Source organism: Ollibium composti, from assembly GCF_004801285.1.
Classification (GTDB): Bacteria; Pseudomonadota; Alphaproteobacteria; order Rhizobiales; family Rhizobiaceae; genus Mesorhizobium; species Mesorhizobium composti.
Genome location: NZ_SSNY01000017.1, coordinates 1 through 26,016, shown reverse-complemented (window position 1 = coordinate 26,016; position 26,016 = coordinate 1). Strand labels below are relative to the sequence as shown.

23 protein-coding genes, 1 other RNA gene, 1 pseudogene and 1 riboswitch are annotated in these 26,016 nt (G+C 65.9%); of the genes and pseudogenes, 17 read left to right on the top strand and 8 right to left on the bottom strand.

Going from position 1 to position 26,016, the window contains the following annotated elements; all coding sequences use genetic code 11:
• Positions 1–74 precede the first annotated feature (74 nt).
• A complete protein-coding gene (locus E6C48_RS21160; protein ID WP_136360182.1) occupies positions 75–1,250 on the top strand; it encodes a phosphoserine transaminase in 1,176 nt (391 codons plus the stop codon).
• A 191-nt stretch (positions 1,251–1,441) separates the two neighbouring features.
• Positions 1,442–3,040, top strand: a complete 1,599-nt coding sequence (serA, locus tag E6C48_RS21155; protein ID WP_136360181.1) for a phosphoglycerate dehydrogenase — start codon at positions 1,442–1,444, stop codon at positions 3,038–3,040.
• A gap of 58 nt (positions 3,041–3,098) precedes the next feature.
• Here the strand turns inward: serA and E6C48_RS21150 are convergent, their stop codons facing one another.
• Positions 3,099–3,998, bottom strand: a complete 900-nt coding sequence (locus tag E6C48_RS21150) for a DMT family transporter (RefSeq protein ID WP_136360180.1) — start codon at positions 3,996–3,998, stop codon at positions 3,099–3,101.
• A gap of 210 nt (positions 3,999–4,208) precedes the next feature.
• Here E6C48_RS21150 and E6C48_RS21145 point away from each other — a divergent pair, with 210 nt between their 5' ends.
• Together E6C48_RS21145 and E6C48_RS21140 are read left to right on the top strand one after the other, a co-directional pair.
• Entirely contained in the window at positions 4,209–5,507 is a 1,299-nt protein-coding gene (locus tag E6C48_RS21145) for an adenylosuccinate synthase (RefSeq protein ID WP_136360179.1), read from the top strand.
• A gap of 74 nt (positions 5,508–5,581) precedes the next feature.
• Positions 5,582–7,240, top strand: a complete 1,659-nt coding sequence (locus E6C48_RS21140; protein WP_136360178.1) for a hypothetical protein — start codon at positions 5,582–5,584, stop codon at positions 7,238–7,240.
• 7 nt (positions 7,241–7,247) lie between these two features.
• Here the strand turns inward: E6C48_RS21140 and E6C48_RS21135 are convergent, their stop codons facing one another.
• Together E6C48_RS21135 and E6C48_RS21130 are read right to left on the bottom strand one after the other, a co-directional pair.
• Positions 7,248–7,547, bottom strand: coding sequence for a CcdB family protein (locus tag E6C48_RS21135; protein WP_136360177.1), 300 nt, complete (start codon positions 7,545–7,547; stop codon positions 7,248–7,250).
• The gene (locus E6C48_RS21130; RefSeq protein ID WP_136360176.1) at positions 7,547–7,789 is read right to left on the bottom strand and encodes a type II toxin-antitoxin system CcdA family antitoxin; all 243 of its coding nucleotides are present in this window, start codon (positions 7,787–7,789) and stop codon (positions 7,547–7,549) included. The genes E6C48_RS21135 and E6C48_RS21130 overlap by 1 nt, the downstream gene beginning before the upstream one ends.
• A gap of 136 nt (positions 7,790–7,925) precedes the next feature.
• Here E6C48_RS21130 and E6C48_RS21125 point away from each other — a divergent pair, with 136 nt between their 5' ends.
• Positions 7,926–8,576 carry a LysE family translocator gene (locus tag E6C48_RS21125; protein WP_136360175.1) on the top strand — a complete coding sequence of 217 codons (651 nt, stop codon included), beginning with the start codon at positions 7,926–7,928 and terminating at the stop codon, positions 8,574–8,576.
• A 21-nt stretch (positions 8,577–8,597) separates the two neighbouring features.
• Here E6C48_RS21125 and E6C48_RS21120 read toward each other — a convergent pair whose 3' ends face one another.
• Both E6C48_RS21120 and E6C48_RS21115 read right to left on the bottom strand, forming a co-directional pair.
• Entirely contained in the window at positions 8,598–10,412 is a 1,815-nt protein-coding gene (locus E6C48_RS21120) for an ABC-F family ATP-binding cassette domain-containing protein (protein WP_136360174.1), read from the bottom strand.
• Positions 10,413–10,647: 235 nt separating this feature from the next.
• The gene (locus E6C48_RS21115) at positions 10,648–11,280 is read right to left on the bottom strand and encodes a thiamine diphosphokinase (RefSeq protein ID WP_136360173.1); all 633 of its coding nucleotides are present in this window, start codon (positions 11,278–11,280) and stop codon (positions 10,648–10,650) included.
• A 348-nt stretch (positions 11,281–11,628) separates the two neighbouring features.
• Positions 11,629–11,736, top strand: a riboswitch (TPP riboswitch).
• Between the two features lie 34 nt (positions 11,737–11,770).
• Here E6C48_RS21115 and thiB point away from each other — a divergent pair.
• The 4 genes from thiB to E6C48_RS21095 all read left to right on the top strand — a co-directional run bounded on the left by thiB (position 11,771) and on the right by E6C48_RS21095 (position 16,949).
• Positions 11,771–12,772 (top strand): thiamine ABC transporter substrate binding subunit, encoded by a 1,002-nt coding sequence (gene thiB, locus E6C48_RS21110; protein ID WP_136360172.1) that lies wholly within the window; start codon positions 11,771–11,773, stop codon positions 12,770–12,772.
• A 144-nt stretch (positions 12,773–12,916) separates the two neighbouring features.
• Positions 12,917–14,536, top strand: coding sequence for a thiamine/thiamine pyrophosphate ABC transporter permease (thiP, locus tag E6C48_RS21105; protein WP_136360171.1), 1,620 nt, complete (start codon positions 12,917–12,919; stop codon positions 14,534–14,536).
• Entirely contained in the window at positions 14,533–15,297 is a 765-nt protein-coding gene (gene thiQ / locus E6C48_RS21100; protein WP_136360170.1) for a thiamine ABC transporter ATP-binding protein, read from the top strand. The genes thiP and thiQ overlap by 4 nt, the downstream gene beginning before the upstream one ends.
• Before the next feature lie 182 nt (positions 15,298–15,479).
• Positions 15,480–16,949 carry a M48 family metalloprotease gene (locus tag E6C48_RS21095; protein WP_168734617.1) on the top strand — a complete coding sequence of 490 codons (1,470 nt, stop codon included), beginning with the start codon at positions 15,480–15,482 and terminating at the stop codon, positions 16,947–16,949.
• Positions 16,950–17,143: 194 nt separating this feature from the next.
• On the opposite strand, the gene E6C48_RS21090 is transcribed toward E6C48_RS21095, so the two are convergent.
• On the bottom strand, positions 17,144–18,001 hold the full coding sequence (locus tag E6C48_RS21090; RefSeq protein ID WP_136360214.1) for an RNA polymerase factor sigma-32: 858 nt from the start codon (positions 17,999–18,001) through the stop codon (positions 17,144–17,146).
• Positions 18,002–18,297: 296 nt separating this feature from the next.
• Between E6C48_RS21090 and E6C48_RS21085 the strand changes: the two genes are divergently transcribed.
• The 3 genes from E6C48_RS21085 to E6C48_RS21075 all read left to right on the top strand — a co-directional run bounded on the left by E6C48_RS21085 (position 18,298) and on the right by E6C48_RS21075 (position 20,806).
• Positions 18,298–19,071 (top strand): amino acid ABC transporter substrate-binding protein, encoded by a 774-nt coding sequence (locus tag E6C48_RS21085; protein ID WP_136360168.1) that lies wholly within the window; start codon positions 18,298–18,300, stop codon positions 19,069–19,071.
• 287 nt (positions 19,072–19,358) lie between these two features.
• Positions 19,359–20,039 (top strand): amino acid ABC transporter permease, encoded by a 681-nt coding sequence (locus tag E6C48_RS21080; RefSeq protein ID WP_136360167.1) that lies wholly within the window; start codon positions 19,359–19,361, stop codon positions 20,037–20,039.
• Positions 20,036–20,806 carry an amino acid ABC transporter ATP-binding protein gene (locus E6C48_RS21075; RefSeq protein ID WP_136360166.1) on the top strand — a complete coding sequence of 257 codons (771 nt, stop codon included), beginning with the start codon at positions 20,036–20,038 and terminating at the stop codon, positions 20,804–20,806. Before E6C48_RS21080 ends, E6C48_RS21075 begins: the two co-directional genes overlap by 4 nt.
• A 34-nt stretch (positions 20,807–20,840) precedes the next feature.
• Here E6C48_RS21075 and ssrS read toward each other — a convergent pair.
• Positions 20,841–20,996, bottom strand: a non-coding RNA gene (gene ssrS, locus E6C48_RS21070) — 6S RNA.
• Positions 20,997–21,264: 268 nt separating this feature from the next.
• Between ssrS and E6C48_RS21065 the strand changes: the two genes are divergently transcribed.
• The 4 genes from E6C48_RS21065 to msrB all read left to right on the top strand — a co-directional run bounded on the left by E6C48_RS21065 (position 21,265) and on the right by msrB (position 25,083).
• Positions 21,265–22,104, top strand: a complete 840-nt coding sequence (locus E6C48_RS21065; protein ID WP_136360165.1) for an AAA family ATPase — start codon at positions 21,265–21,267, stop codon at positions 22,102–22,104.
• Between the two features lie 835 nt (positions 22,105–22,939).
• Complete coding sequence (locus E6C48_RS21060; protein ID WP_136360164.1) at positions 22,940–23,386, top strand: GNAT family N-acetyltransferase; 447 nt, start codon at positions 22,940–22,942, stop codon at positions 23,384–23,386.
• A 7-nt stretch (positions 23,387–23,393) separates the two neighbouring features.
• On the top strand, positions 23,394–24,584 hold the full coding sequence (locus E6C48_RS21055; RefSeq protein WP_136360163.1) for a vWA domain-containing protein: 1,191 nt from the start codon (positions 23,394–23,396) through the stop codon (positions 24,582–24,584).
• A gap of 94 nt (positions 24,585–24,678) precedes the next feature.
• A complete protein-coding gene (msrB, locus tag E6C48_RS21050) occupies positions 24,679–25,083 on the top strand; it encodes a peptide-methionine (R)-S-oxide reductase MsrB (RefSeq protein WP_136360162.1) in 405 nt (134 codons plus the stop codon).
• Positions 25,084–25,118: 35 nt separating this feature from the next.
• Here the strand turns inward: msrB and E6C48_RS21045 are convergent.
• Positions 25,119–25,235: pseudogene (locus E6C48_RS21045) on the bottom strand (DUF2312 domain-containing protein); the annotation flags it as partial.
• A 322-nt stretch (positions 25,236–25,557) separates the two neighbouring features.
• On the opposite strand from E6C48_RS21045, the gene E6C48_RS21040 reads away from it, so the two are divergent.
• Positions 25,558–25,914 (top strand): hypothetical protein, encoded by a 357-nt coding sequence (locus tag E6C48_RS21040; RefSeq protein WP_136360160.1) that lies wholly within the window; start codon positions 25,558–25,560, stop codon positions 25,912–25,914.
• Positions 25,915–26,016: the final 102 nt, after the last annotated feature.

The window sequence follows — 26,016 nt, the reverse complement described above, 5'->3', positions numbered from 1 at the left end:
GTCGCCAGGCATATCGCCGTCCGTGGGCCACCCCTCCCCAACGAGGGGCTTACTATCTGGAAGGATAGACCACGATGACGACGCTTCCCAAGCCCGGACTCCGTCCGGCGAACCCCAATTTTTCCTCAGGTCCCTGCGCGAAACGCCCCGGCTGGTCGGTCGAGGCGCTGAAGGATGCCGCGCTCGGCCGTTCCCATCGCGCCAAAATCGGCAAGGCCAAATTGGAGCAGGCGATCAGCCTGACCCGCGAGGTGCTTCAGGTGCCGGCGGATTACCGCATCGGCATCGTGCCGGCCTCCGACACCGGCGCCGTCGAGATGGCGCTGTGGTCGCTTCTGGGCGAACGCGGCGTCGACATGGTCGCCTGGGAATCGTTCGGCGCCGGCTGGATCACCGACGTGGTCAAGCAACTGAAGCTGCCGGACGTGCGCCGGATCGAAGCGCCCTACGGCGAATTGCCGGACCTGAAGCAGATCGATTTCGACCGCGACGTGGTCTTCACCTGGAACGGTACCACCTCCGGTGTGCGCGTACCCAATGGCGATTTCATTCCAAGTGATCGCGCCGGCCTAACCATCTGCGATGCCACCTCGGCCGCTTTCGCGCAGCGGCTGGATTTCCAGAAACTCGATGTCGTCACCTTCTCCTGGCAGAAGGTTCTGGGCGGCGAAGGCGCACACGGCATGCTGATCCTGTCGCCGCGCGCCGTCGCGCGGCTGGAGAGCTACAAGCCGGCCTGGCCGCTGCCGAAGATCTTCCGCCTGACCTCGAACGGCAAGCTGATCGAGGGCATCTTCAAGGGCGAGACGATCAACACGCCGTCGATGCTCTGCGTTGAGGACTATCTCGACGCGCTTACCTGGGCGAAGGGCATCGGCGGGCTGGATGCGCTGGTCGCCCGCGCCGACGCCAACGCCGCCGCCATCGTCCGCTTCGTCGAAAAATCGCCCTGGCTCGGCCATCTGGCCGCCGACCCGGCGACGCGCTCCAACACCTCGGTCTGCCTGTCCATCGTCGATCCGGACGTGACCGCCTTCGACGCCGACGGCCAGGCGGCCTTTGCCAAGGGTCTGGTTTCAGCACTCGACAAGGAAGGCGTCGCCTACGATATCGGTCATTATCGCGACGCCCCGCCCGGCCTGCGCATCTGGTGCGGCGCCACCGTCGAGACGGCGGATATCGAAGCGCTGCTGCCATGGCTCGACTGGGCGTTTGCCGCCCAGAAGGCGACGCTGAAGGCTGCTGCCTGACACGATCAGCAATGTCGGCGCCGCCCCTCACCTGCCTGCCGGCATCCTCTCCCCGTAAACGGGGCGAGGAAAGACAGTCGCAAGGCCGCCATTCTTCCTTCTCCCCGTTCACGGGGAGAAGGAAGAATGGCGGATGAGGGGCAGCGCCAACGCTTCAAGACAATCCACGACCTTTTCCAAGGATCACACCCATGCCCCGCGTACTCGTTTCCGACAAACTCTCCCCCACTGCCGTGCAGATCTTCAAGGATCGCGGCGTCGAGGTCGACTATTTGCCCGATCTCGGCAAGGATAAGGACGCCCTGCTGGCGAAGATCGCCGACTATGACGGTCTCGCCATCCGCTCCGCCACCAAGGTCACCGAAAAGCTGATCGCCGCCGCGACGAAGCTGAAGGTGATCGGCCGTGCCGGCATTGGCGTCGACAATGTCGACATCCCGGCCGCCTCGCGGCGCGGCATCATCGTCATGAACACGCCCTTCGGCAATTCCATCACCACCGCCGAACACGCGGTCGCCATGATCTTCGCGCTCGCGCGCCAGATCCCCGAGGCGAACGCATCGACCCAGGCCGGCAAATGGGAAAAGAACCGCTTCATGGGCGTCGAGATCACCGGCAAGACGCTCGGCGTCGTCGGCTGCGGCAACATCGGCTCCATCGTCGCAACGCGCGGCATCGGCCTGAAGATGCACGTCATCGCCTTCGACCCCTTCCTGTCGGACAAGCGCGCCGAGGAACTCGGCGTCGAGAAGGTCGAACTGGACGAGCTTTTCGCCCGCTCCGACTTCATCACCCTGCACACGCCGATGACCGACAAGACGAGAGGCATCATCAATGCCGAGGCTATCTCCAGGATGAAGGACGGGGTGCGCATCATCAACTGCGCGCGCGGCGGGCTGATCGTCGAGGCCGACCTGGTCGCGGCATTGAAGAGCGGCAAGGTGGCCGGCGCCGGCATCGACGTGTTCGAGACGGAGCCCGCGACCGAGAACGCCCTGTTCGGGCTGGAAAACGTCGTGGCCACGCCGCATCTCGGTGCCTCGACCTCGGAGGCGCAGGAAAACGTCGCCCTGCAGATCGCCGAGCAGATGGCGGACTATCTCATCAAGGGCGCCGTCTCCAACGCCATCAACATGCCCTCCATCACCGCCGAGGAAGCGCCCCGCCTGAAGCCGTTCGTCAAGCTGGCCGAAGTGCTCGGCGCCTTCGTCGGCCAGGTGACGGAAGACCCGATCAAGGAGGTCGAGATCCTGTTCGACGGCTCGACCGCGCAGATGAACACGCGCGCGCTCATCTCGGCCGCCCTTGCCGGCCTGATCCGGCCGCAGGTGTCCGACGTCAACATGGTATCGGCGCCGATCATGGTGAAGGAACGCGGCATCATCGTCGCCGAGGTCAAGCGCGACAAATCAGGCGTGTTCGACGGCTACATCAAGCTGACGGTGAAGACCGAGCACATGACGCGTGCCATCGCCGGCACCTGCTTCTCCGACGGCAAGCCGCGCTTCATCCAGATCAAGGGCATCAACCTCGACGCCGAGGTCGGCCGCCACATGCTCTACACCACCAATGCGGATGCGCCCGGCATCATCGGCATGCTCGGCACGCTGTGCGGCCAGAACGGCGTCAACATCGCCAACTTCCAGCTCGGCCGCGACCGCCCGGGCGGCGACGCCATCGCGCTCCTCTACCTCGACGCCCCCTTCCCCGAGAAGCTGCTGGCCGAGGTGCGCGCCAACGCGTCGATCGATTCGGCGAAACGGTTGCAGTTCGACGTCGGCGAGATTTGAGGCGGCGCAGGCACGGAACACCCGGTTGGGAAAACCGGAGCGGCTCAGGCGAAGCGGTTCACGTCGCCAGCGCCGCCGCCTTGCGGCCGCTGTATTCGGCCAGGACCACGCCGGCCAGCACCAGAAGCAAGGCCAGCGCGTGATAGGGCTCGAAGGCTTCGCCGAGGATCAGCACCGACAGCACCACGCCCCACAGCGGCAGGAAATTGATGAACAGGCCGGCGCGGTTGGCGCCGATCAGCTCGACGGCGCGGATGTAGAGCGCCTGCCCGGCCAGTGACGGGAAGACGACGACATAGACGATGATGGCAAGGCCAGTCGCGTCGGGCAGGATCGTCGCGCCGGCCGCCGCTTCCGCCGCGATGAAGGGCACGGCGCCGAGCGAAGCGCCCAGGCACAGCACCGTCATCAGGCTCATCCAGTGGACCTGCGGCCGCGCCTTGATGGCGGCGGTGTAGATGCCGTAGGCGACGACGGCGAGCAGCATCAGGGCGTCGCCGAAGTTGACGTCGAGATGGATCAATCGGTGGATGTCGCCATGGATGGCGGTGACGGCGACGCCGGCGAAGGACAGCACGAAGCCGACGAATTGCGCCGGCCGCGTGCGGGTGCCGAACAGCACGAAGGAGGCGGCGAACACGAACACCGGCATGCCGCCCTGCTCAATGCTGACATTGGTGGCGGTGGTGTAGAGGAGTGCTCCGTACATCGCCACGCTGAAGACGGTGAAACCGAGAAAGCCGAGGAACATCAGGAGCCACAGGCGCGGCCTGAGCACCGGCCAGTCCGCCGCCAGGTGGCGATGGCCGAGCGCCGCCAGCAGCGGGATGACCAGCATCCAGCGTAGGCCGGACAGAAGCATCGGCGAGATGTGGCCGACCGCCAGCTTGCCGGCGACCGCGTTGCCGGCCCAGAACAGCATCGTCGCCAGAAGCAGGATGTAGGCCTTGCGGTGCATCGGGCTGCTCGCATGGATTCGCGTCAGCGACGTGGCTATGGCGCCCGCCCGCCCAAGTAAATGATGCGCGGCCCGGAATTTGTTGTACCTGCCCGTCGCCGTCGCGCCAAAGAAGGGTCGCATGGCGCCGCCGTTGCGGTTATAGAGGCTTGAAATTTCATCGTTCCGCCGGCGTCGGCTCCGGCATTCTCGTGTGCGAAGGAAACAACTATGGCCAATGTGGTGGTCGTCGGCTCGCAGTGGGGCGACGAAGGCAAGGGCAAGATCGTCGACTGGCTGTCGGAGCGCGCCGATGTGGTGGTACGCTTCCAGGGCGGCCACAATGCCGGCCACACGCTGGTCGTCGACGGCAAGGTCTACAAGCTCTCCCTGCTGCCATCGGGAGTGGTGCGGGAAGGCAAGCTCTCCATCATCGGCAACGGCGTCGTCTTCGATCCGCATGCTTTCGTCACGGAAGTCGGCAAACTGAAGGACCAGGGCGTCGAGGTCACGCCAGACCGCCTGAAAATCGCCGAAAACACGGCGCTTATCCTGTCGCTGCACCGGGAACTGGATGGATTCCGCGAGGACGCCGCCTCCAATTCCGGAACGAAGATCGGCACCACGCGCCGCGGCATCGGCCCTGCCTACGAAGACAAGGTGGGCCGCCGCGCGGTTCGGGTGATGGATCTGGCGGACTTGGAAACGCTGCCCTTGAAGGTGGACAGGTTGCTGACACACCACAATGCTCTGAGACGCGGCCTCGGCCACCCGGAGGCGACGCATGAGGCGATCATGGCCGAGCTGACCTCGGTGGCCGACAGGATCCTGCCCTACATGGACCGCGTCTGGAAAGTGCTGGACGACCGCCGCAAGGCGGGCGAGCGCATCCTGTTCGAGGGCGCGCAGGGGACGCTGCTCGACATCGACCACGGCACCTATCCCTTCGTCACCTCCTCCAACACCGTGGCCGGCCAGGCCGCCGCGGGCTCGGGCATGGGGCCGGGCGGCGTCGGCTATGTGCTGGGCATCACCAAGGCCTACACGACGCGCGTCGGCGAAGGCCCCTTCCCCACCGAGCAGACCAACGAAATCGGCGAATTCCTCGGCACCAAGGGCCACGAGTTCGGCGTGGTCACGGGCCGTAAGCGCCGCTGCGGCTGGTTCGACGCCGTGCTGGTGCGCCAGGCCGTCGCCGTCAACGGCATCAAGGGCATCGCGCTGACCAAGCTCGACGTGCTCGACGGCCTGCCCGAGATCAAGGTGTGCACCGCCTACCGGCTCGACGGCGAGGTGATCGACTACCTGCCGGCCAGCCAGGGCGCTCAGGCCAGGGTCGAACCGATCTACGAGACGCTGGAGGGCTGGTCGGGAACGACCGCCGGCGCACGCTCGTGGAACGACCTGCCGGCGCAGGCGGTTAAGTACGTCCGCCACATCGAGGAACTCATCGGCGCGCCCGTCGCGCTGCTCTCCACCAGTCCGGAACGGGACGACACCATACTTGTGACCGATCCGTTTCAAGACTAATTATGACCCCCTTTCCGGGCAAGGCGGCTGATTTGCGGGGATTCGGCCCGGAGCAAGACAGGTTCGTTTGAAGCATGGCAGATTTCGTTGCGGTTCTGAGGAAGACGCTCGACGGGCTCGGCGAGACGACGCCGGAGGTGCGCGCCAAGGTCTACGACAAGGCCCGTTCCACCATCGCCGCCAAGCTGGCCGCCATCAACCCGCCGCCGCCGGCCGCGGTGGCTGAACGCCAGAAGCGGACGCTGGAGGACGCCATCGCGACCGTCGAGAGCGGCTACGCCAAGCCCGCTCCGCCGGCCAGCGACCCGCTGGCGGAACTGGAGAACATCTTCTCCTCCATCGACCGCAACAAGAACCAGCCCAACCATGTCAGGCCGCAGCCGACGACGGCACCGGCCACCACCCGCACCGAGCCGGCCTGGCAGCCGCCGCAACCTGCTTCCGAGACAGCGCGGCCGAAGACGACGCCGACCGAGGCGGATTGGCGCAAATCCGCCGCCACCGAGGTCTCGGTGGCCAAGCAGGCCCAGACCACGCCCAACGGCGGGACCGGCTCTGCTGCCCACAAGCCGTCCGCGGTCGACCCTCTTCCTCCGTTCGACGACCCGTCCGCAAACAGGGCCGATGAAACCTTTCCCGCCGTCGCCGATACGACCGCCGACATGCTGGCCGGCGACGACGGCGAGCGCCGGCGCGGCTATGGAGGACTGATCGCCGCCGTCGTGGCGCTCCTACTGATCGCTGGCGGCGGCTATGGCGTCTGGCTGAACAAGGATGCCTTCAAGGACATGCTCGGCCTCGGCAAGACCGAGGTCGCGGCGAGCGACAAGCCGGCCGAGACGCCGCCAGCCAAGCCGGCGGAGACAGCGGCCGCCAAGCCCGCCGAGACGCCGCCGGCGAACGGCGGCGAAACAAGCGAACCGCAGAAATTCACCCAGCGCCTGACGCCCGAAGGCAAGGAGACCGATCCCGGTCCGGCCGGCGGCGCCAGCAGCATCGGCGAAGGCACGTCGGTGGTCGCGCTGACCACGCCGCCCGTCACCGCGCCTTCCGCCGCGACCCCGGCCACGCCGGCGGCCGGTGAGCCGGCGCCGGACGCCCCGCCGACGGCTGCGGCCAACCCGCCGGCCGCCGAGACGACACCGCCGCCGGCCACCGCTTCATCCGAAACCGCCCTGCCGGTCGGCCAGAAGGCGATCTTCTACGAGGAGCGCACCGCTTCCGCCGAAGGTTCGGCCGAACCCGGCAACATCGTCTGGTCGCTGGTTCAGGAATCGCCCGGCGGCGACGCCCCGCCCGAGCCGGCCATCCGCGCCGAGGCGACCATCCCCGGAAAGAACGTGCAGCTCCGCATGACCATCCGCCGCAACGCCGACCAGACGCTGCCGGCCAGCCACATCGTCGAGATGATCTTCCTCACCCCCGACGGTTTCGAGGGCGGCGGCATCGACAACGTGCTGCGCATCGCCATGAAGGGCACGGAACAGGAAGCCGGCAGCCCGCTGATCGGCATCCCGGCCAAGATCGCCGACGGCTTCTTCCTCGTCGCGCTCAACGACACCAAGGCCGACGAGAACGCCAACCTGACGCTGCTGCGCAACCAGGACTGGATCGACATTCCCGTCGTCTACAAATCCGGCCGCCGCGCTTTGCTGACGATGGAAAAGGGCATCCCCGGCGAAAAGGTGTTCGACGAAGCGCTCAAGGCCTGGCAGGCCAAATCGTCGGGGTGAGTGCCGTTTAGAACCCGTGGAACAGCATGTCCAGCGCCGCGACGATCTCGTCGTGATGCTTTGACAGGCTGAAGCGGCTTTCCTTCAATTCCGCCGTCGGCACCGCGGCCATGAGATGAGTGGCCATGACCAGCCTGTGCCCGCCGATCTCGAAGACCGGATGCAATTTTTTTACCGGCGGCGGCGTCGCTTCGACGGGCAGCAGCGGTACAACCATTCGCGTCGTCATGCGGTCGATCAGGTCGGTTTGTACATCGAGCAGATAACTGCCTTCGATCGGACCGGAAAAAACCTCGTAGTGCGCCATCAGAACTGACGGAATTCCGCCAACGGAAGTCCATGCTCCTCGACATACGCGTTCCAGGACTCGATCGCCGCCCGGTTCTCGATCTTCCACAACCGCGCCTTTTCGGCGGCGACAGCCTCGGCAATGCCAGCTTCCGCCGCGCGCGACATGTTGACGTCCAGCCCCTTGGCTTCCTTCATGAGGTTGGCATCGATGGACAGGTTCGCCGCCTGACGGGTCGCATTGGTGGACGCTCTTGGCATGGCTGCCTCCAAATCTGCGCATAGTCTATGCGCATCTCTCCATGAAGACAACGACGCAGGGTTATACCGCGCGCAAGCCACTTCCCTTCGACCGGGCCATGGCCTTAGATATACCGGTCGAAGAGGAGCCTCTCCCATGGACATCGTCATCCCGAGCGCCGGCAGTCTCGGCCTGTTCGTCGTCGCCGCCTTGGCTCTGCTGGTCGTTCCCGGCCCGGCGGTGCTCTATATCGTCGCCCGTTCGGTGGCGCAGGGGCGCAGGGCGGGCTTCGTTTCGGACCTCGGCATCCATTCGGCGACGCTGGTGCATGTCGCCGCGGCCTCGCTCGGCCTTTCGGCGCTGCTGGCGTCCTCGGCCATCGCCTTCTCGATCGTCAAATATGCCGGTGCGGCCTATCTGATCTGGATCGGCCTGCGCAAGATCTTCAGCCGCGAGGACAATCCGGACGTCGACGTCGCCCTCAAGCCGCGCAGCCACGCACGGCTGTTCCGCGAGGGCTTCGTCGTCAACCTGCTCAATCCCAAGACGGCGCTGTTCTTCCTCGCCTTCCTGCCGCAGTTCGTCGAGGTCGGGCGTGGGCACGTCGCCATGCAGATCGCCTTCCTCGGCATCGTCTTCACGTTGCTCGGCCTGATCAGCGACGGCTGCTATGCCTTCGCCGCCGGCACGCTGGGCGACCGGCTGCGCCACAGCCGCGCCTATCTGCGCTTCGAGCGCTATGTCAGCGGGGTCGTGTTCATCGGCCTCGGCGTCACTGCGGCATTCGCCGGCAACCACCGCAAGTAGAACAGCAGGGATTGGAGGTGTTCAGCCCTCCAATTCTTCCCTGAGCATCTCCAGCTCCAGCCACTCTTCCTCGAGCGCCGCCAGCGTCGTGCGCTCCTTGTCGAGCGCGGCGATGGTCTTCTGGAAGCCCGTCGGATCGCGCTCGTAATAGGCCGGATCGGCGATGGCGTCCTCCAGCCGCGAGATGGCGGCGCCCACGGCCTCGATTTTCTTCGGCAGGTTCTCCAACGCGAACTGCTGCTTGTAGGACAGCTTTTTCGTCGGTGCCTTCGGTGCCGCCGGCTCAGCCCTTGTCGCCGCCGGCGCGGCATCAGCCTTTTTTGCCGTCTTGCGGTCGTCCAGCCGCTTGCCGCCGCGCTGCGCCAGCATGTCGGAATAGCCGCCGGCATAGTCCACCCAGCGCCCGTCGCCCTCGGGCGCGATGACGCTGGTGACGGTGCGGTCGAGGAAATCGCGGTCGTGGCTGACCAGCAGCACCGTGCCGGCGAAGCCCGCAACCAGTTCCTGCAACAGCTCCAGCGTCTCCATGTCGAGGTCGTTGGTCGGCTCGTCCAGCACCAGAAGGTTGGCCGGCCGCGCCAGCACCCGCGCCAGCAGCAGCCGCGCCCGCTCGCCGCCGGAAAGCTCGCGCACCGGCGTGCGCGCCTGCTCCGGCTTGAACAGGAAATCCTTCATGTAGGAGACGACGTGGCGCTGCTCGCCGTTGACGACGAGGTTCTCGCCGCGCCCGTCGGTGAGGTAGTGCGCCAGCGTCTCGTCCGGGTCGGCGGCATCGCGCTTCTGGTCGAGCGTGGCGATCTCCAGGTTGACGCCGAGCCGCACGGTGCCTGCATCGGGCTTGAGTTCGCCGGTCAGCATCTTGAGGACCGTCGTCTTGCCGGCGCCGTTCGGGCCGACCAAACCGACGCGATCGCCGCGCTGGATGCGCGTGGAGAAATCCTTCACCACGGCGAGATCGCCGAAACTCTTGGCGATGTTCTTCGCCTCGATCACCAGCTTCCCGGATTCGGCCGCATCGCTGGCGGTCAGCGTCGCCGTGCCTTCGGCGCCGCGATGCGTGCGGAAGCGCTGGCGCATCTGCTGCAACTCGCCGAGCCGGCGCATGTTGCGCTTGCGCCGGGCGGTCACGCCGTAACGCAGCCAGTGCTCCTCGCGCACGATCTGGCGGCCGAGCTTGTGCTGCTCGCGTTCCTCTTCCTCGAGGATCTGGTCGCGCCATTCCTCGAAATGCGCGAAGCCGCGATCGAGGCGACGCGTCTGCCCGCGGTCGAGCCAGACGGTGGCGCGGCTGACGCGCTCGAGAAACCGCCGGTCGTGCGAGATCAGGATCAGCGCCGACGAGGTGCGGGAAAGCTCCTCCTCCAGCCATTCGATAACCGACAGGTCGAGATGATTGGTCGGCTCGTCGAGCAAAAGAATGTCCGGCTCCGGCGCCATGACGCGGGCAAGCGCTGCCCGCCGCGCCTCGCCGCCCGAAAGGCTGGCGGGATTTTCCTCGCCGGTCAGTCCCAGATGCTCCATCAGGTAGGTGGCGCGGTGCGGATCGTCGGCCGGACCCAGGCCAGCCTCGACATAGGCGCGCACGCTGGCGAACCCGTCCATGTCCGGCATCTGCGGCAGGTAGCGCACGGTGGCGGTCGGCTGGCGGAACACCTCGCCGTCCTGCGGCTCGACCAGCCCGGCGGCGATCTTCAGCAGCGTCGACTTGCCCGATCCGTTGCGCCCCACCAGCGCGATCTTGTCGCCGGCGGAGGCGGCAAGGTCTGCGCCGTCGAGCAGCGGCGTGCCGCCGAAGGTGAGTTTTATCCCGGCAAGGTTGAGAAGCGGCGGAGCCATCACTGAGGACCCCCATCCCTAACCCCTCCCCGCAAGGGGGAGGGGGATTTTGCGGCGCCGCTACAACCCACCAATCTTCCAGATTTTCGACGAAACTGGGGTGTCGGCGTCTCCCTCCCCATTGCGGGGAGGGGACAGGGGTGGGGGTACCACGCCATATGCGATAGCCCTCCCCCCTGGGGAAAGAGGGCAGAGGTGGGGGTAGCGACGGTGCAGTTCAGATGCAAAGGATGTCCTATGGATAGGGATGCGCCAAAAGCATCGCCTGCCCGCCGCCGAGCGCGACTTCCAGTCCGCCGCGCACTTCGTTCGAGATGGTGAGCGAGGAACCGAACGGCACCTGCACATTGTCGAGCGGCCATTTCGCGCCGGCGAGGCTGAGGCCCGTGAGATCGGAAAAGCCGAGAACCGAGAACAGCGTGTCATCCTCGTAGTCGAAGCGGGCGCGGCCGCTGGGCAGCGGCACGCCTTCCTGGCTGCCGCTGGTCAGCGTCACGTCGATGCCGGCTTCAGTCAGCCGCATCGCCAGCACCATGTGCAGGAAGGCATGATCGGCACGTGGCCCGCCGAAGGCGCCGGCCAGAACCACCGCAGTGGCGCCGCGCGCGAACGCCGCCTCCACCGCCAGTTCGCCGTCGGTCTTGTCCTTCTCGGCCGGAAAGGTCATGCGCGGCACCGCCTCCAGGGCGTCCGGCAGGTCGACCGGCACCGAATCGAAATCGCCGACCCACAGCTCCGGCACGACGCCGAGCGCCGTCGCATGGCCGATGCCCGCGTCGGCGGCGATGATGCGGCTGCCGGCGATCTGCCGCTCAAGCCGCGGCGTGCGCTTCAACTCGCCGCCGAGAAGGATGGTGAAAGTGCTCATCGGGCCAGCGCCATAGCAGGGCGTTCGCCGAAACGGAAGCGCGGTGACGGCAATCCCCTGTTCCTCGCTTTCGTCTTGCCGTGGCTTGCCTGGCGCTGCGGTCGAGGCATGGATTCCCGACACTCGCCGGTCGCTCCGCTCCCTCACGAGGTTGGGAATGACGGGCTTCTTTGACTGCTTCCGTTAATCGCCAACGTAGGAGATTAGCCGCGGCACCAAACACAGTCGTCATTCCCGACCTCGTGAGTGACCGAAGGGAGCGGCGAGGGTCGGGAATCCACGCCTCGACGGTTGTGCCTCCGCAAAACCTTTCGCTTGCCTCCGCCGTGCGTCCGCCCTATGTCTCATCCCGCTCTAACGGGGTGCCGGTCCTTGCGATCCGGCTGAGAGGCTTCTCGCCAACCCGCTGAACCTGATCCGGTTTGTACCGGCGGAGGGATTAGACGCTCTAGCCAGGCGCCATTCCCCTGAAACCATGAAGGAGGCGCCGATGCGCAGGCTGTTTTCTCTCCTGTTGTCCGTGGCGGCTGTTGCCGCTTTTGCCGCCCCCGCGGCGGCCGCGGAAAAACTCACCGTCTACACCTATGAAAGCTTCACTTCCGAATGGGGCCCCGGCCCGGTGGTGAAGAAGAACTTCGAAGCCGAATGCGCCTGCGAGGTCGATTTCGTCTCGGTGGCGGACGGTGTGGCGCTGCTCAACCGGCTCAAGCTGGAAGGCGCCTCCACCAAGGCCGACATCGTGCTCGGCCTCGACACCAACCTGACCGCCGAGGCCAAGGAAACCGGCCTGTTTGCCCCGCACGGCGAAGTCTCCGGCGTCACCGTTCCGGGCGGCTGGAGCGACGACACCTTCGTGCCCTACGACTACGGCTATTTCGCCGTCGTCTACGACACCGAAAAGCTGAAGACCCCGCCGGCGAGCCTGAAGGAGCTGGTCGAAGGCGACCCGAACCAGAAGATTGCCATCCAGGACCCGCGCACCTCCACGCCCGGCCTCGGCCTGCTCCTGTGGGTGAAATCGGTCTACGGCGATCAGGCAGCAAGCGCCTGGGCGAAGCTGAAGAACCGCGTGCTTACCGTGACGCCCGGCTGGAGCGAGTCCTACGGCCTGTTCACCAAGGGCGAGGCGCCGATGGTGCTGTCCTACACCACCTCGCCGGCCTACCACATGATTGCCGAGAAGACCGACCGCTATCAGGCGGCGAGCTTTTCGGAAGGCCATTATCTCCAGATCGAGGTCGCCGGCATCACCGCCAACGGCGCCAAGAACCCGCTGTTGCAGAAATTCCTAACCTTCATGACCGGCCCCGGCTTCCAGGACGCTGTTCCGGAGACCAACTGGATGTATCCCGCAGGCAAGACCGACAAGCCGCTCGATCCAGCCTTCGACAAGCTGGTGAAGCCGGCAAAGACATTGATGTTCACCCCCGAGGAAGTCGCCAAGAACCGCAAGGCTTGGGTGGATGAATGGCTTTCCGTGATGAGCAAGTGAAGCGAGCAGCGGAATGAAAGTGCCGCCCCTCACCTGCCTGCCGGCATCCTCTCCCCGTAAACGGGGAGAGGCGCGCAGTTGCAGCGTCGGCGTCCCCCTCTCCCCGTTTACGGGGAGAGGGTAAGGGTGAGGGGCAGCACAACGATGCACAGTTTTCGCCGAAACGACTCCCGCATCACCCTCGGCGTCCTCGCCCTCGCCTTCATCGCCACCCTCATCGGTGGCGCGCTTGTCGGCCTGCTCGCCGCAGGCGCCGGTGACCTCTCCGGCGCCGTCTCGGCCTTCGATCCCTATCTCCTGCGCGTCGCCCGCTTCACCCTCTGGCAGGCCGCGCTCTCCACGCTTCTGTCGGTGCTGCCGGCACTGTTCGTTGCGCGCGCGCTGTCCCGCCATCCGCGCTTTTTCGGCCGCACGCTCATCCTCCAGCTTTTCGCCGTGCCGCTGGCCCTGCCCGCGCTGGTGGCAGCCCTCGGCGTGCTGGCGCTCTACGGCCGCGCCGGCTATTTCGCCGGCATCCTGTCGTCGGCCACCGGCAGCGACTGGCCGGGCATCTACGGCCTGTCCGGCATCCTCGTCGCCCATGTCTTCTTCAACCTGCCGCTGGCCACGCGACTGTTCCTCGAAGCCCTGCAGGCCGTCCCCACCGACCAGTGGCGGCTGGCCAGCCAGCTCGGCATGGGACCGGCCGCCACCTTCCGGCTGATCGAAGGACCGGCGCTGCGGCAGGCCCTGCCCGGCATCGCCGGGCTGGTGTTCATGCTGTGCATCACCTCCTTCACCATCGTTTTGACGCTGGGCGGTGGCCCCGCCGCCTCGACGCTGGAGGTCGCCATCTACCAGGCGCTGCGCTTCGATTTCGATCCCGCGCGGGCGGTGGCGCTGACGGCTCTCCAGATCGCGCTGACGGCGGTGGTCGTGACCCTGCTTGCCCGGCTCGGTGCCGACATGACCGGCGAATCGAGCCTCAGCGTCGCGCCGCGCCGCTATACGACGCCGTCCGTGGCGGGGACCGCTTTCGACGCCGCGCTGATCGTCGCAGCACTCGCCTTCGTCGCCGGGCCGATGCTGGCGACGGTCGCCGCCGGCCTGCAGGCCGACCTCGCACGGCTGGTCGGCGAAGCCTCGGTGCAGAAGGCGGCGCTGACCAGCATCCTGCTCGCCTTCGTCTCCGCCGTGCTCGCGGCGGTGCTGTCGCTGGCGCTTGCCATGGCACGCCGCGCGCTGGCGCTTGCCCGCCGCAACGGCCCCCGTTCGATGCTGGAATTCTTCACCGACACCGGCGCCGGTTTTGTCCTTGTTGTGCCTCCCATCGTCATCGGCGCCGGCTGGTTCCTGGCGCTGCGCCATCTCGGCTCCGTCTTCGGCGCGGCGCCCGTCATGGTCGCGGCGGTGAACGCGGTGATGGCCATGCCGTTCGCCATCCGCGCCGTGCGGCCAGCCTATGACGCCGCCAGCGAGCGGCACGAGCGGCTCGCCGCCCAGCTCGGCATCGCCGGCTGGAACCGCTTCCGCCTCATCGACTGGCCGGTCCTGCGGCGCCCGCTCGCCACCGCCTTCGCCTTCGCCATGGCGCTGTCGCTCGGCGACCTCGGCGTCATCGCCCTGTTCGGTTCGGATTCCATGCAGACCCTGCCCTATCTCCTGCTTGCCCGCATGGGCAGCTATCGCACGGCGGATGCCGCCGGCCTGGCGCTCATCCTCGGACTGGTATGCCTGCTTCTGGTGTTTGCCGCCGACCGGCTCGGAAAGGAACGGACAGCATGAGCGCGAACGGGCACAAAAGCGCTGCCGTGCAGTTGGACGATGTCGCCTTCAGCTACGGCGAAGCGACCTTCCGCTTCGACGCCGCCTTTCCCGCCGGCGCGATCACCGCCGTGATGGGGCCGAGCGGCTCGGGAAAGTCCACTTTGCTCAACCTCGTCGCCGGCTTCGAGGCGCCGCAATCGGGCCGCGTGCTGATCGACGGCGTCGATGTCTCGAAGGCACCGCCGGCCGCCCGGCCGGTCTCCATGGTTTTCCAGGAGAACAACCTGTTTTCCCATCTCAGCGTCGAGCGGAATGTCGGACTCGGCCGCTCGCCTTCGCTGAAACTGACGGCGGACGACCGTGCGGCGATCTCGGCCGCGCTCGAACGCACGGGGCTTGCCGGCAAACAGAAGCGCCTGCCGCGCGAACTATCCGGCGGCGAACGCCAGCGCGTCGCGCTGGCGCGCGTCCTGGTGCGCGACCGTCCGGTGCTGCTGCTCGACGAGCCTTTCGCGTCGCTTGGTCCGGCGCTGCGCGCCGACATGCTCGACCTCGTCGCCGACCTGCACGGCGAAAAGGGCATGACGGTGCTGTTCGTCACCCACCAGCCGCAGGATGCCGAACGCATTGCCGATCACGTCGTCTTCCTCGAGGACGGCGCGATCGCGGCAACGGGGCCGGCGCGCGATTTCTTCGCCGGCACTGGACCCGAGGCGTTCCAGCGCTATATCGGCACGCAAGACGGCCGATCACGCGATGTTGCCCGCAAGCCGACATAATTGAGGGCCAAGGACGGCGAAGCGGCGGCGAAGCGCCGGTCCGGCTAAGGAACGGGCTGGAGCCCGCCTCCGAACTGCGATACGCAAGACGGGCCCGGCTGCCTGATTTGCCGAAACGAACCGGAAAGGAAGCCGACCTGCCGACCGGCCTCGATACGCTCCCGACCCAGACCGCGGGCCGCCTGAAGCGGCTGGCGCGTGCCGTCGCGCTCGCCTCGCTGGCGGCCGTGCTGGCCGCCTGCCAGTCGATCATGCCGGACCGGGTGGAGGAATCCGGCTTCCAGCCGTCCGACAGGCCGGTCACGGTCGACAACGTCACCGCCAACAGCAAGCTGGCGGAACTCGCCAGGGCGCAGCACCCGCGCATCCTCGCCACCTATGGCGGCGAGTATTCCGACCCGAAGCTGGAGCGCATGGTTGCCAAGGTGGTCGGCAGCCTGACCACGGTGTCGGCCAACCCGACGCAGACCTATCGCATCACCATCCTGAATTCACCCAACGTCAACGCCTTCGCGTTGCCGGGCGGTTATCTCTACATTACCCGCGGCCTCTTGGCGCTGGCCAACGATTCGGCCGAGCTTGCCGCCGTCATCGCCCACGAGATGGGCCACGTCACCGCCAACCACGGGTTGGCGCGGCAGAAGCTGGAAGCCGAGGAAGGCCTCGCCACCAAGGTCGTCTCCGACGTGCTGGGCGACAGCCCGACGGCGCGCGCCGCCCTGATCCGCAACAAGCTCAAGCTGGCGCAGTTCTCGCGCAACCAGGAGCTGGAGGCGGATGCCATCGGCATCAAGTCGGTCGGCGAGGCCGGCTACGATCCCTATGCGGCGAGCCGCTTCCTGCAATCGATGTCGGCCTATACCGATTTCCGCTCGGTCAGCGGCGCCACCGACCCCAGCCTGGATTTCCTCGCCACGCATCCGAACACGCCGCAGCGCATCGAGCTGGCGCAGCGCCACGCCCGCGCTTTCGGCCCGCCGGGCGTCGGCACCCGCGACCGCGATTCCTATCTCGCCGGCATCGACGGCATCCTCTACGGCGACACGCCCGAGGAAGGCTATGTGCGCGGCAACACCTTCCTGCACCCGAAGCTCGGCGTTGCCTTCTCGGTACCGGACGGCTTCATCATCGACAATTCGGCGAGCGCCGTGACCGCCACCGGTCCCGGCAACATGGCGATCCGTTTCGACGGCGTTTCGCTCGACCAGAATCGCGCGCTGACCGATTATGTCCGCAGCGGCTGGGTGGCCGGTCTGGACGACGCCAGCGTGCATCCCGAGACCATCAACGGCAACGAGGCGGTGGTGGCCAAGGCCAGCGCCGACGGCTGGCGCTTCGACATCGCCGTCATCCGCGCCGGCGGCCAGGTCTACCGGCTGCTCACCGCCGCGCCCGCCGCCAGCACCACGCTCGATCCGGTGGCGCGCTCCGTCAGCGGCACCTTCCGCCTCCTCAGCGCACAGGAGAAGGCGGCGCTGAAGCCGCTGCGCATCCGCGTCGTCGCCGTCCGGGCCGGCCAGACGATGGGCACGCTGGCCGCGCAGATGACCGGCGTCGACCGCAAGCTAGACCTGTTCAAGGTGCTGAACGCCATCGGCCCCGCCGGCAACGTCTCGGCCGGCGACAAGGTGAAGATCGTCACCGACAGATAGGGGCGTCTTTCGAGGCTCGCCCCATTCTGATTTTCCCGGAATCCGCAGGTCGTGCGGCTCGCACCTCAGGATGAGGCAAGCCGGTTGCAGGGCCAACGAAGGAAGCGGGCACCGGCAGTCATCCTGAGGTGCGAGCCCTCGCCAACGATGAAGATTGTACGCGAAGCCAAAAAGGCGAGCCTCGAAGGACGCACTCACGCTGCCTTCAGGAACTCCGGATTCTGCTCGACCAGCGCCGCCTTGAGCTTTTCCATGGCGCGCGCCTCGATCTGGCGCACGCGCTCCTTGGAGATGCCGAGCGCCGTGCCCAATTCCTCCAGCGTCGCGCCCTCGTCGGTGAGCCGGCGGCGCTCGATGATGTGGAGTTCGCGTTCGTTGAGCGAGGAAAGGGCGGCATGCAGCCAGATCGAACGCCGCTCGACATCGATCGCCTCGCCGGCGATCTCGTCGGGCAAGGGCTCTTCGTCGACGAGGAAATCCTGCCTCTCCTCGCTGCCCTCCTCCGCCAGCGGCACGTTGAGCGAAGAATCGGGGGCCGACAGCCTGGAATCCATCCGCGCCACGTCGGCTTCCGGCACGCCGAGCTTGATCGACACATGCCGGTAGAGCGCCTCGCTGGTCAGCGGCCCGGCCCCGCTGGCGAGCCGCGCCCTCAGCCTGCGCAGATTGAAGAAAAGCGCCTTTTGCGCCGACGACGTGCCGCCGCGCACGATCGACCAGTTGCGCAGGATATAGTCCTGCATGGCGGCGCGGATCCACCACGTCGCATAGGTGGAAAAGCGCACCTCGCGCTCCGGTTCGAAGCGGGCGGCGGCCTCCAGCAGGCCGACATGGCCCTCCTGCACGAGGTCGCCGATGGGCAGGCCGAAATGGCGGAACTTCGCCGCCATGGCGACGACGAGGCGCATGTGCGCCAACGCAATGCGATGCATCGCCTGGCGGTCGGCCTTCTCCTTCCAGCGCAGCGCCAGTTCGTGCTCCTCGGCCCGGCCGAGATAGGGTGCCTGCATCGCCGCACGAATGAACGTGCGTCCGGCACGGTCCTGCATCATCATCCGCGCTCCCGCAAAACCCGTCGCGCCGGCCTTGAAGACAAGCCACAGCGCCCTAGAACGCGTCACAACGCGGAAGACCCGGTATTTGTTCCGCCCGCGCCGTGTCTTGTGTTGCCGTGGCGGCGGGGATGGGCGCGCGCAAATAGTCCACAAACAGGCAAATCAATGGTATCAGATTTCAGAAAGCGCGTTGAATTGAAAATTGATTCCTTAAGCCTGCACCACGCTTCTGCGAGATTGCAGCACCTCACCAGCACCGGCAAACGTCGGTCGAAAAACGGGACTTCAAGACCATGAAAAGGCTCATCACCCTGCTTGCCGCCGGCGCGCTGTCGCTGGCCGCGGTTGCCGCCGCCCAGGCCGGCGCCGACTTCGACAAGATCAAGAAGTCCGGCGAATTCCGCATCGGCACCGAAGGCACCTACGCCCCCTTCACCTATCACGACGCCGACAACAAGCTGGTCGGCTTCGACGTCGAGATCGGCCGCGAGGTCGCCAAGCGCCTTGGCGTCGAGGCGAAGTTCCAGGAGGGCAAGTGGGATGGCCTGATCGCCGGCCTCGACGCCGACCGCTACGACGCCGTCATCAACCAGGTCGGCATCACCGAGGAACGCAAGAAGAAGTACGACTTCTCCGATCCCTACATCGCCTCCAAGGCGGTGCTGATCGTCAAGGCCGACAATGCCGACATCAAGGGCTTCGCCGACCTGAAGGGCAAGAAGTCGGCGCAGTCGCTGACCTCCAACTTCGGCAAGCTGGCCGAGAAGAACGGCGCCGAACTGGTCGGCACCGACGGCTTCGACCAGTCGATCCAGCTGGTGCTCACCGGCCGCGCCGACGCCACCATCAACGACAGCCTGTCCTTCTACGATTTCAAGAAGCACAAGCCCGACGCCGCCGTGAAGATCGCCGCGCAGGAAGAGAACGCCGACTATTCCGGCATCATCATGCGCAAGGGCGACGCCGAACTGGTCGCCGCCATCAACAAGGCGCTGGCCGACATCAAGGCCGACGGCACCTACAAGAAGATCGCCGACACCTATTTCGGCCAGGACGTTTCCCAGTAGGGGTACGGCGACCCATAAAGTTCATGCGGCGCGCGGTTTCCCGGGCGCCGCTTTTCTTGTGATATCGGCCGTCGTAAGTATCGAGCGCTGGGCGCTGCCCCTCACCTGCCTGCCGGCATCCTCTCCCCGTAAACGGGGCGAGGACAGAAGCGGCGACCGTGCGGCCAATCTCCTTCTCCCCGTTTACGGGGAGAAGGTCCCGGCAGGGGGATGAGGGGCAAAGCGAATGTTCGAGGCAAGGCCTCATCGAGAGCCGCGCTCGAACCCGCGGCCGAGGAGTAAAAAGAGTGCCAGACTGGCTGCAACTGATGCTGGATTCGCTGCCCAAGCTTCTATGGGCAGCGCTGCTCTTCACCGCGCCGCTGACGCTTCTGTCCTTCGTCCTCGGGCTCGCCGTCGGTCTGCTGACCGCGCTGGCGCGCCTGTTCGGCCCGAAGCCACTGGTAGCCGTCGCGCGCTTCTATGTCTGGATTTTTCGCGGCACGCCGCTTCTGGTGCAGCTTTTCCTGATCTTCTACGGCCTGCCTTCCGCCGGCATCCTGCTCGACGCCTTCACCGCAGCCCTCATCGGCTTCACCTTGAACATCGGCGCCTATTCGTCCGAGATCATCCGCGCCGTCATCGCCTCGGTGCCGCGTGGCCAGTGGGAGGCGGCCTATTCCATCGGCATGAGCTGGAGCCAGGCGATGCGCCGCACCATCCTGCCGCAGGCCGCCCGCACCGCCGTGCCGCCGCTCTCCAACACCTTCATTTCGCTGGTCAAGGACACCTCGCTGGCGGCCGCCATCACCGTGCCGGAGATGTTCCAGGCCGCCCAGCGCATCGTCGCCACAACCTATGAACCGCTCATCCTCTACATCGAAGCCGCTCTCCTCTATCTCGCCATGAGTTCGGTGCTGTCGGCGCTGCAGGTCAGGCTGGAGGAACGGCTCAACCGCTACGGCGGCTTCCTGGAGGCGCGCGCATGATCGAGCTGAAGGATATCGAAAAGCGATTCGGCGACAACGTCGTCCTGAAGGACGTTTCCGTCACCATGGCCGAGCGCAGCGTCACCGCGCTCGTCGGCCCTTCGGGCGGCGGGAAGAGCACGCTGCTGCGCTGCATCAACCTTCTAGAACTGCCCAATGCCGGCATGGTCAAGATCGGCGAGGAAGAACTCGCCTTCGGCACCGGCCGGCGCGTCGCCACCGGCGACATCCAGCGCCTGCGCCGCCAGACCGGCATGGTGTTCCAGAATTTTCAGCTTTTCCCGCACCGCACCGCGATCGAGAACGTCATGGAGGGCATGACGGTCGTGCTGAAATGGCCGGAAGCCAAGGCGCGCGAACGGGCGATGGAACTGCTGGAGAAGGTCGGCATGGCGGCCAAGGCCGACGCCTGGCCGGCGACGCTGTCGGGCGGCCAGCAGCAGCGCGTGGCGATCGCGCGCGCGCTGGCGCCGTCGCCACGCGTGCTTCTGTGCGACGAGCCGACCTCGGCGCTCGATCCCGAACTCGCTCAGGAAGTGGTCGACGTGCTCGACCGGCTGGCCGAGGAAGGCACCACCATGGTGATGGCGACGCACGATTTGCGCCTCGCCTCCAAGGTCGCCGACGAGGTGATCTTCCTCGAAGCGGGCACCGTCGTCGAAAAAGGCCCGGCCGCCGAGGTGTTCGGCAACCCGCAGCGCGAGCGGACAAAACGCTTCATCGCCACGCTGCGGCACGAACAGGAAAACGCCGCGCGGCACGCCTGACAGGTTATGGATATGGATTGTTGCTTTGGAAAAGTGACGATCCACGCAACCGGTGGAGAAGTCGATCCCGGGAACCTACAAAGTAGGTGGGCGCCATATGTCCAAGCCCACGGGCCTGGCCAGGGACAGCTCCCTAGGGATCAATAAGGCCCCGGGGAAATGTCTCTCCTGCCGCGAGGCGCAGACCGTCGAGGTCCAATATAGAGCGTGGCGAAGGCGTTCGCCAGCGGGAAGGCACAGCGCCGTGGAATTTCCCTCTCCGTCGCCGCTGCGCGGCGCCACCTCTCCCCAAAAGGGGCGAGGAACCCAAGCTGGAAAAGCGCCGGCAACGCAACAGCAGTTCCTCCCCCCTCTGGGGGGAGGTGGCGCCGCGCAGCGGTGACGGAGAGGGGTCTTGTCCCGGTTGCATCCGCCGCCGTCTGCTTCTAGACCGGACACATCCAACCGGGAGCCAGTCCATGCGTTTCGAAGGCACGGCCGCCTATGTCGCCGACAAGGACCTGATGGTGGCGGTCAATGCCGCGATCGCGCTGGAGCGGCCGCTGCTGGTCAAGGGGGAGCCCGGCACCGGCAAGACCGAACTGGCGAGGCAGGTGGCGCAAGCGCTCGGCCTCGACCTGATCGAATGGAACGTGAAATCCACCACCCGCGCCCAGCAGGGCCTCTACGAATACGATGCCGTCTCGCGCCTGCGCGACAGCCAGTTGGGCGACGAGCGTTTCAACGACATCGGCAACTACATCAAGCGCGGCAAATTGTGGGACGCCTTCGCCGCCGACAGGAAGGTCGTGCTCCTGATCGACGAGATCGACAAGGCCGACATCGAGTTTCCCAACGACCTGTTGCAGGAACTCGACCGCATGGAGTTCTTCGTCTACGAGACGGGCGAGACGATCCGCGCCGCCAATCGCCCCATCGTCATCATCACCTCCAACAATGAGAAGGAACTGCCGGACGCCTTCCTGCGCCGCTGCTTCTTCCACTACATCCGCTTCCCGGACATGGAGACGCTGCAAAAAATCGTCGACGTGCACTATCCCGGCATCAAGCAGAACCTCGTGCGCGCCGCGCTGACCCAATTCTACGAGATCCGCGAGGTGCCGGGCCTCAAGAAGAAGCCGTCGACCTCCGAAGCGCTCGACTGGATCCGCCTTCTGGTCGCCGACGACGTCGATCCCGCCGATCTGCGCGGAGACCCGAAGAACGCGCTGCCCAAACTGCATGGCGCGCTGCTCAAGAACGAGCAGGACGTGCACCTGTTCGAACGTCTGGCCTTCATGGCGAGAAGGCAGGGGTGATCGCGCCGCCTTCCCTCTTCGCGTTACCGGTAGGCTATCGCATATGGATTTTTCCTCATTTCAATCGATGCAGACCCCTGTCCCCTCCCCGCAAGGGGGAGGGACTTGCGGTGTTGCTACAGCCTGCCAACCTTGCTGGTTTTAGACAAAACGGCGGCATCAGCGTCTCCCTCCCCCTTGTGGCAGGGCTATCGCCTATGGCGCTCCCCCTCTCCGTCTTGCTTCGCAAGCCACCTCTCCCCCACTTCGTGAGGGGAGAGGATGGGCACCAAGTTGCGGCCGGCCTATCCTCTCCACCCGAAACGGGGGGAGAGGTGGCGCGCCCGCAGGGCGCGACGGAGAGGGGGAGCGCCATAGGCGATAGCCCTACTGTAAACGGGGAGAGGGCGACGCCCATGCCGCGCCTCCTTCCGCGAAAAATCTTCCCGAAATCTATCCCCGTCCTTTCCGCCCGCTCTATACTGCCCGTCATCTCCTGTGCGGGAACGCGGGTCGCGAACCGGGCGTGTGGCAGGAGACGGCGCCGGGCTGGTCGTCTACGGTAGGCGGCTGGGCGATGAACCCCCAAGTCCGGGCCTCGACCGAGCCAGCGGGCCGCCCGAAAGGCGGCAGCGACCCTCGGGGAGGCAAGACACCGGCGGGCGCGGGAAGCCGCGCCACTATTTAACTTAGCAGGCACGGCCCCCGCGCCCGCTTCCCGACCTCAAGCATAAGAGGTCAGCTCTTTGACAAAGGCCAGGGCCGAAAGGCAGCGTGGCAGCGGAAAAGCCTGCCCTGTCCTATCGCCGCCTGCGACCGCGGCCGCTAGAATAGGTCGCCAATCGGGAGGAAAACCATGTCCGCCATCATCGTTCGTCCGCTGCAGGAATCCGACCACGCCGACTGGCGCCGGCTGTGGACGGCCTATCTCAAATTCTACAAGACGACGGTTCCCGAGGAAGTCTATCGGACCACCTGGAAGCGCCTGTTCACGGCCGGTGAGTTCGAACCGAAAGGATTCATTGCGCTACTCGACGGCAAGGCCGTCGGCCTGACGCATTATCTCTACCACCGCTCCTGCTGGTCGCTGGTGAACAACTGCTATTTGCAGGACCTGTTCGCCGACCCCGACGCGCGCGGCAAGGGCGTCGGCGCGGCCCTCATCGAGGCAGTGAAGCAGGCGGCGGCGAAGATCGGCGTCGCCAACGTCTACTGGATGACGCACGAAACCAACGCCACGGCGCGAAAGCTCTACGACTACGTGGCGCGGCGGACCGGGTTTATCGAATACGATCTGTTGTAGGAGAAAAATGTTCCTTCCCTTCTTCCTCGAACTGAAAGCGGCGAAAATCCCCGTCTCGCTCCGGGAATATCTGTCGCTGCTGGAAGGGCTGGAGGCCGGGCTGGTCGACTACGACGTCGAGGGCTTCTACTACCTCGCCCGCTCGGCGCTGGTGAAGGACGAGCGCCATATCGACCGCTTCGACCAGGTTTTTTCGCATGTCTTCAAGGGGTTGGAGGCGCTGTCGGGCGAAGCCGGCGTCGATGTCGCCAACCTGCCGGAAGACTGGCTACGCAAGCTCGCCGAAAAACACCTGACCGACGAGGAGAAGAAACTGGTCGAGGCCCTCGGCGGCTTCGACAAACTGATGGAAACGCTGAGAGAGCGCCTGGAGGAGCAGAAGGGTCGCCACCAGGGTGGCTCGAAATGGATCGGCACAGCCGGCACCTCGCCCTTCGGCGCCTATGGCTACAATCCCGAAGGCGTGCGCATCAGCCAGCACGAAAGCCGCCATCGCCGCGCGGTGAAGGTGTGGGACAAGCGCGAGTTCAGGAATTTCGACGATACGGTCGAGCTCGGCACGCGCAACATCAAGGTGGCGCTGAAACGCCTGCGCCGCTGGGTGCGCGAGGGCGCGGAGGAGGAATTCGACCTGCCCGGCACCATCCACGCCACCGCCGAGCACGGCTATCTCGACGTCAGGATGCGGCCGGAACGGCGCAACGCGGTGAAGCTCCTGATGTTCTTCGACGTCGGCGGCTCGATGGACGACCACATCAGGGCCGTCGAGGAACTGTTTTCCGCCGCCCGCGCCGAATTCCGGCACATGGAATATTTCTATTTCCACAATTGCCTCTACGAAGGCGTGTGGAAGGACAATCGCCGCCGCCGTTCCGAGACGCTGCCGACCTTCGACGTGCTGCATAAATACGGGCCGGACTACAAGGTCGTCTTCGTCGGCGACGCCTCGATGAGCCCCTACGAGATCGCCACGCCGGGCGGCTCGGTCGAGCACTGGAACAAGGAGGCGGGGGCAGCCTGGCTCGGCCGCGTGCTCGCCCAGTGGCCGCATGCCGTCTGGCTCAACCCGACGCCGGAAAAACACTGGGACTACACGCATTCGATCGGCATGGTGCGCGAACTCTTCGCCGGCCGCATGTATGCGCTGACGCTGGCCGGGCTGGAAGCGGCGACGAAGGAATTGTCGCGCAGGCATTGAGGCTCTCGCCGCTGGGCAAAGCCGTAACAAATGCCTATGTTGAGGCGAATTCCAGGATGACACCAACAACAAGCCGCAAAGGCAGGAGACAAGCATGGACACCCACACCTACCCGGTCACCCGCACCGACGCCGAATGGCGCGCCCTGCTGACGCCGGAACAGTACGCCGTCATGCGCGGCCACGGCACCGAGCGGCCCGGAAGCTGCGCGCTGCTGCACGAACACCGCCCGGGCGCCTTCCATTGCGCCGGATGCGACAGCGCGCTTTTCGAAGCCACGCTGAAATTCGAAAGCGGCACCGGTTGGCCAAGCTTCAACGACCCGGTTCCGGGTTCGGTCGAGACGACGGTGGACCGCAGCCACGGCATGGTGCGCACCGAAGTCCACTGCGCCACCTGCGGCAGCCATCTCGGCCACGTCTTCCCGGACGGCCCGCCGCCGACAGGCCTCCGCTACTGCGTCAACGGTGTCGCGCTGAAATTCGAGCCGGCCGCCTGATCGACAGAAGGGCGAGGCAAGGGCACCCCTTGCGGTCACGCCATGCCGAGCGCGGCCTTGTAGAGATCGAGGATCGACTCCTCTTCCTGCCGCTCGGCCTGGTCCTGTTTGCGCAGCCGGACAAGCGTGCGGATGGCCTTGGTGTCGAAGCCTTTTCGCCCCCACACGAATCTGTCGTCTAGATATCGCGCAGCCAGTGCCGGGTGTGAAGCTGTCGGGGGCGGCGCGCCCTCAACAGCGCTGTAGCCGTCCCCGACAGCGACTAGGTGGCAGGACGCTGATCGGCTAGCGGTTACCGTTTATGCAAAGCGCCCCGGACCCTGGCCGCAGGCCAGGCGTTGAGAGCGGCCTTTCGGGGGCAGCTTTTCCACAGGCACCTCCGCCCTCCATTTTAGCCGGTGACGCCAAGGTCATTGCCGGCTAGGGATGCTGGCCGGCAGCGGCACAGGGTCGTTGTTTCCAAACGAGATAACAATGACCAAGAGTGCCAGGCGGGCATCGTTTCCCCGCATGATCGATCAGTTTCTCCGCCAGCGAGTCGCCGAAACGCTTCCTCCCCGGGAACTCGAACGACTTCGGGTATATCTCCATTCTCTGATCGCCGACCGCCAGTCACCTCCGAAGTGCGGTAGTCGGCCGGACTGGTCGGAAATCGGACAGGAATGCGGCATTCCCCATGAGACCCTGGAGCGTATGAATGGAGTTCTTGCACCTGCTATCGATGCAATAACCCGCTTCGTTGGACCTCAGGCCGAGAAACGCAAGCAAAGCCGCTGGCGGGGTAAGGAGCGTAACCATAAGACGAGGCTGTTGATTTCCGCTGAGAGCTGACCCGGGATTTTCGCCGAGAAGTGACCCGCCTTCATGTATGGTTTGGGTCTTAGGTTTTGGTCAAGGGGCGGCTTTCTCCTTCTTGCTCGTTGCGGCCTGTGC

Coding starts and splice junctions, on each gene's coding strand:
- E6C48_RS21160 (WP_136360182.1), top strand. CDS start 75: ATGACGACGCTTCCCAAGCCCGGACTCCGTCCGGCGAACCCCAATTTT.
- serA (WP_136360181.1), top strand. CDS start 1,442: ATGCCCCGCGTACTCGTTTCCGACAAACTCTCCCCCACTGCCGTGCAG.
- E6C48_RS21150 (WP_136360180.1), bottom strand. CDS start 3,998: ATGCACCGCAAGGCCTACATCCTGCTTCTGGCGACGATGCTGTTCTGG.
- E6C48_RS21145 (WP_136360179.1), top strand. CDS start 4,209: ATGGCCAATGTGGTGGTCGTCGGCTCGCAGTGGGGCGACGAAGGCAAG.
- E6C48_RS21140 (WP_136360178.1), top strand. CDS start 5,582: ATGGCAGATTTCGTTGCGGTTCTGAGGAAGACGCTCGACGGGCTCGGC.
- E6C48_RS21135 (WP_136360177.1), bottom strand. CDS start 7,547: ATGGCGCACTACGAGGTTTTTTCCGGTCCGATCGAAGGCAGTTATCTG.
- E6C48_RS21130 (WP_136360176.1), bottom strand. CDS start 7,789: ATGCCAAGAGCGTCCACCAATGCGACCCGTCAGGCGGCGAACCTGTCC.
- E6C48_RS21125 (WP_136360175.1), top strand. CDS start 7,926: ATGGACATCGTCATCCCGAGCGCCGGCAGTCTCGGCCTGTTCGTCGTC.
- E6C48_RS21120 (WP_136360174.1), bottom strand. CDS start 10,412: ATGGCTCCGCCGCTTCTCAACCTTGCCGGGATAAAACTCACCTTCGGC.
- E6C48_RS21115 (WP_136360173.1), bottom strand. CDS start 11,280: ATGAGCACTTTCACCATCCTTCTCGGCGGCGAGTTGAAGCGCACGCCG.
- thiB (WP_136360172.1), top strand. CDS start 11,771: ATGCGCAGGCTGTTTTCTCTCCTGTTGTCCGTGGCGGCTGTTGCCGCT.
- thiP (WP_136360171.1), top strand. CDS start 12,917: ATGCACAGTTTTCGCCGAAACGACTCCCGCATCACCCTCGGCGTCCTC.
- thiQ (WP_136360170.1), top strand. CDS start 14,533: ATGAGCGCGAACGGGCACAAAAGCGCTGCCGTGCAGTTGGACGATGTC.
- E6C48_RS21090 (WP_136360214.1), bottom strand. CDS start 18,001: ATGATGCAGGACCGTGCCGGACGCACGTTCATTCGTGCGGCGATGCAG.
- E6C48_RS21085 (WP_136360168.1), top strand. CDS start 18,298: ATGAAAAGGCTCATCACCCTGCTTGCCGCCGGCGCGCTGTCGCTGGCC.
- E6C48_RS21075 (WP_136360166.1), top strand. CDS start 20,036: ATGATCGAGCTGAAGGATATCGAAAAGCGATTCGGCGACAACGTCGTC.
- E6C48_RS21065 (WP_136360165.1), top strand. CDS start 21,265: ATGCGTTTCGAAGGCACGGCCGCCTATGTCGCCGACAAGGACCTGATG.
- E6C48_RS21060 (WP_136360164.1), top strand. CDS start 22,940: ATGTCCGCCATCATCGTTCGTCCGCTGCAGGAATCCGACCACGCCGAC.
- E6C48_RS21055 (WP_136360163.1), top strand. CDS start 23,394: ATGTTCCTTCCCTTCTTCCTCGAACTGAAAGCGGCGAAAATCCCCGTC.
- msrB (WP_136360162.1), top strand. CDS start 24,679: ATGGACACCCACACCTACCCGGTCACCCGCACCGACGCCGAATGGCGC.
- E6C48_RS21040 (WP_136360160.1), top strand. CDS start 25,558: ATGACCAAGAGTGCCAGGCGGGCATCGTTTCCCCGCATGATCGATCAG.